At 28.9% G+C, this 4,487-nt stretch carries 5 protein-coding genes; 2 read left to right on the top strand and 3 right to left on the bottom strand.

All coding sequences use genetic code 11. The features are described from left to right. The coding region (locus tag JJE11_RS15235; protein WP_291637132.1) for a YidC/Oxa1 family membrane protein insertase at positions 1 to 406 on the top strand (406 nt) is incomplete at its 5' end. 227 nt (positions 407 to 633) lie between these two features. Next, positions 634 to 1,407 (top strand): RNA polymerase sporulation sigma factor SigG, encoded by a 774-nt coding sequence (gene sigG, locus JJE11_RS15230; RefSeq protein WP_291637130.1) that lies wholly within the window; start codon positions 634 to 636, stop codon positions 1,405 to 1,407. A gap of 90 nt (positions 1,408 to 1,497) precedes the next feature. On the opposite strand, the gene JJE11_RS15225 is transcribed toward sigG, so the two are convergent. From JJE11_RS15225 to JJE11_RS15215, 3 genes are read right to left on the bottom strand one after another with little or no spacing between them, the layout of a single operon-like run. Then, positions 1,498 to 2,541 (bottom strand): PocR ligand-binding domain-containing protein, encoded by a 1,044-nt coding sequence (locus JJE11_RS15225; protein WP_291637128.1) that lies wholly within the window; start codon positions 2,539 to 2,541, stop codon positions 1,498 to 1,500. Between the two features lie 23 nt (positions 2,542 to 2,564). Further along, complete coding sequence (locus tag JJE11_RS15220; protein WP_291637126.1) at positions 2,565 to 2,954, bottom strand: chemotaxis protein CheW; 390 nt, start codon at positions 2,952 to 2,954, stop codon at positions 2,565 to 2,567. A 12-nt stretch (positions 2,955 to 2,966) separates the two neighbouring features. Further along, positions 2,967 to 4,073, bottom strand: a complete 1,107-nt coding sequence (locus JJE11_RS15215) for a chemotaxis protein CheW (RefSeq protein ID WP_291637123.1) — start codon at positions 4,071 to 4,073, stop codon at positions 2,967 to 2,969. Positions 4,074 to 4,487 lie beyond the last annotated feature (414 nt).

The following is a 4,487-nucleotide window of genomic DNA, read 5'->3' as shown; positions in this document are numbered from 1 at the left end:
GTCTGCTGAAAGTGCAAAAAGCATGTTTGGGTGCTTAGTAACTCTACTTCAAATGCCTATACTAATGACTATGTGGAGTGTATTTAATAAAATTCCTATGGATGTTGGAACAGTTCTTATACCTTGGGTATCGAGTATTAACGTCTCAGACAGTTATTTTATTGTTCCAATGATATATGTAATTGCATCTTTAACTCCTAGTTTGCTTTCGTATGTGACTTTTTTGAAAATTGAAGGCCAGGCTACCCTTAGTAAAAGTAATATTATAATTATGGCTGCAGTTGGTTCATTTGTTGCTATAGCAGCTCCAGTAGCATTGGGTTTATACTTAATAACCACAAGTGTTTTTAACTTTTTAGAAGAGCTTGCTTTTAGAATATACATGAGAAAGTTTAAAACTGCATAGTAATAATAAAAATCCTGTTAACTACTTTGTTAGCAGGATTTTTAATATCATTTATATTTTTATTTAACAGATTAACTATATACTTTTGGAGTTCATTTTCCTACTAAGTAATAAATGGTATACATTACCACTAATTTGTTCCGATCGGGTATGGTTGTCCTTAGTATAAAACACAAATCATAGGGACATAATTAAGTAACAATTACTTTGAAGGGAATGATGACTTTATGATGTTCAACAAAGTAGAAATATGTGGAGTAAATACCTCGAAATTGCCGGTATTAAAAGAAAAGGAAATGAAAGAGTTACTATTTAGGATACAAAATGGTGAGATTGAGTGTAGAGAAAAGTTTATTGAAGGAAACTTAAGATTAGTTTTAAGCGTAATAAAGCACTTCAATAATCGAGGAGAAAACGTAGATGATTTATTTCAAGTAGGCTGTATTGGCTTAATGAAGTCTATTGATAATTTTGATTTAAGTCTAAATGTCAGGTTTTCAACATATGCAGTCCCTATGATTATTGGCGAAATAAGAAGATACTTAAGAGATAATAACTCTATAAGAGTAAGTAGGTCTCTACGGGATATTGCATATAGAGCATTACAAGTTCGGGATAGATTGGTTAATCAAGACAATAAAGAACCTACCATAACACAAATAGCAAAAGAACTAGAATTACCAAAAGAAGATGTAGTATTTGCACTAGATGCTATACAAGATCCCATATCTCTATTTGAACCAATTTATAATTCTGGTGGAGATGAAATTTATGTAATGGATCAAATAAGTGACACTAAAAATTTAGATGATAGTTGGCTTGATAATATATCAATTAAAGAGGCAATGGAAAAATTAAATATTAGAGAAAAGCTAATCTTAAATTTAAGGTTCTTCGATGGAAGAACTCAAATGGAGGTGGCTAATGAAATTGGCATATCCCAAGCACAGGTATCTAGAGTGGAAAAAAATGCATTAAAGCACATGAGAAAGCATGTATAAGGTACTCTAGCAGGAGCATTTTTAAATTAAAAAAAGATATCCTTTTGATTAATCAGAAGGATATCTTTTTTGTTGCATTACAACCCACTATTATTTTTGGGTTGCCATTGAGTTTAATTCATCAGCTAAAGTTGTAACTTCCATAAGACTAGCAGTAACCTCTTCAATTGCTGCTGACTGTTGCTCTGTAGTTTCAAGGGTCGCATGGGAAGTTTCAATTGTCTTATTAACAGATTCTTGTATCTTGTTTGTCAGGTCCATTATTTTTAAAGCTGTTTCCTTTGAGTTTTGTGATAAGGTCCTTATTTCAGTTGCAACCACACCAAACCCCCTACCCGCTTCCCCAGCTCTTGCAGCTTCTATGGCTGCATTTAATCCGAGCATTTTTGTTTCATCCGCAATGCTTTTTATAGAATCTAATATTGTATTTATTTCTATTGATATTTTTTTTACGTTAATAATTTCATCACTTAAATTATGTTGGTTGTTTGTTACATTTACTGAAGAAGCACTGAGTTCTTCCATAGTAGCAGATATTTGACTAAAATTTTCGGCAAGGGTTTGAGACACATTACTTAGTTTAAGCTTCTCATAACCCGATGTAGCAATTGAATTTGCTACGATATATAGTACCTCCGCAGCTGCTGTTACATTTTTCTCCTTAGTCATATAAACATTTTTAACTGCATTTACATAACCTTCTTCATTAACGCCAATTTCATTTGCTGTTTTTCTATATTTTGCTTCTTCTGGAGCGGAAGTTAAAATTTGCCCTCCTAAAATGGTTCCTATTTGATAATCACCTACCAATATAGGAGCAGCGAAATCTATTAATCCTGCATGGCAAGTATAAATATATGGTCTTCGGGTTCTCGCAGCTTCTTCTCCGCCTTTCTTGTGTGACAATGCACATCTATCATCTCCTACTTTAGTAGAATGTGTAAAATCTATACAGAAGCTTGTATAAGAACTTGGATTAGTTACAGGAGTTCCATCTTTATCTACAGTAACACTAGCAATATTCATTCCAGTAGCAAAATTATCTTGAAAGGTTTGAAGTGTTTTAATATCAATAACATCCTTAATCTCAAGTACAGTTAAATCCAATTCTCCATTATTTAATTTTTTAATCATATGAAATTCCTCCAATATCTAATTTAGATTTTTTTTAATTGTTTATAGGTTAATAGTGTAATAATATTTGAATTAACATTGATTATAGAAAAATCTTCATCATTATTAATGTTTTCAATGTTTTTTTCTTCAATCTGTAATACATCATCAATTTCATTAACAGCTAGTGCCAGTTTTTCATTACCTAAGTTTATAATGATAAATTTTTCGAAAATGTTATTTGAATCATTTTCATTTAATATCAAGCTAGTATTAATAACAGGTATGACACTACCACGATTGCTAATTAAACCAATAATATATTTTTTAGAGTTTGGAACAGGAGTTACAGGCATTTTATTTTTAAGTGTATCAACTAAAGTAATATCAATAGCAAATTGTTCGTCATTAAGTAGAAATGTAAGTATCTGCATAGTCTCACCTCTCTAAATTTGTTTAAGTATTGATGGAATGTCTAATACAAGGGTTACTAAACCGTCACCTAATATTGTAGTGCCTTTTATTTCGTCAATATCCATCATAATTGAATGTTTAGGCTTAATTACCATATCTGTTTGATCAAGAAGCGAATCTACAAGTAAAGCCGCTCTTTTATTGTTTGATTTTACTATTAATATACATGTGGGCTCGAGAGTGGGTTCGATATTTAATAATTCTGATACTCGTACAAGCTGAATTATATGATCCATGTAAATTATCATTTCAGTTTTGTTAGATTTTTTTGTTTTAACGGCATTTTTATTTATAATAGTTTCAATAAAATCTAATGGTATAGCAAAAGTTTGATTTCCAATTGTTACAAGCAGTCCTTGCATAATTGACGAAGGTAGTGGAATCACAATTGTTAAGCGCCTAAATTCATTAATTTCGGATTCAAATTTCATACTTCCATCTAAATATATTAAATCTAATCTTAATTTAAGCAATTCTTCAATACTTGTGAAATTTATAATACTTAAAAATTCTTTAATTTCATCATCATTAAATGATATTAAATTTAGATTTTCTTTATTTAGTTTTTCACAGATATCTTTATAGTTGAAGCCTTTTCCATTACTCTCAATAATCGTTGTCAAATTTTTACCATCAGAAGAAGCAGAAACCTTAATTTGATTAGATTTGCCTTTAATAGCTTCAAATTCATTTTTAAAAATATCTTTTATTAAATAATTCAATATGTTGTGAATATAAATTATAAGCGTATTTTCTATTTCTAGTTCATATCCTTCAAAGATTAAATCGACTTTAACATTATATTGAGTGCAACACCTTTTAATAAAATCTGTCAAAGAACTTTCTATTGTTTTAATTTTAATTAGTCTAACTTTTTTTATAGAAGTTTGGATTTCAGAAATAATCCTTAACTCTTGATCTAGAGTTTTTCCATGAGTTGTATCAGAAACCTCATTTTTCATTTTCTCAATTCTTACTTTGTTAATTACAAGTTCTTCAACTAAAGCTAATAATTCATCTAAGTTTCTTTTTTTAATATTAGAAATTTCTGAAAAATCCTTTGAAACCGATTGTTCCAACTTTAATCACCTCTCTAAAATTTGATTTTAAATTCAATAAATTCACAACCAAATAACCAAAATTAACTACTATATAAACATATTTATCACTATGAATTTTTAATTAAGTAGCACATATAATTGTAATATTAGTATATAACAATGTAATAATATAAGTAACAGTTGTGTTATATATATCGGTTGTAATATATATAACTTGACAAATTTCTTTATAATTATTTACAAAAGCAATTATTCGTTATAGATTATTAATATAATTTTGTTGATTTATTGTTAAAATTGAAATATATTCACATTTGAATTCAAAGATTCTCATATTTAGTTTAACTCGATTAGAATTAAAGCTTAACTTTCTTATAATTTGACGTTACAAGTAAAAGTGCGAAAACCTAATAATCGCACTTTTTATTATTG

Source organism: Clostridium sp., assembly GCF_016650095.1.
Lineage (GTDB): Bacteria > Bacillota > Clostridia > Clostridiales > Clostridiaceae > Clostridium_AD.
This window is presented reverse-complemented; position numbering and strand designations above follow the sequence as displayed.

What these genes read in the sequence shown, in the direction of transcription:
- sigG (WP_291637130.1), top strand. Translation starts at nt 634, where the DNA reads ATGATGTTCAACAAAGTAGAAATATGTGGAGTAAATACCTCGAAATTG.
- JJE11_RS15225 (WP_291637128.1), bottom strand. Translation starts at nt 2,541, where the DNA reads ATGATTAAAAAATTAAATAATGGAGAATTGGATTTAACTGTACTTGAG.
- JJE11_RS15220 (WP_291637126.1), bottom strand. Translation starts at nt 2,954, where the DNA reads ATGCAGATACTTACATTTCTACTTAATGACGAACAATTTGCTATTGAT.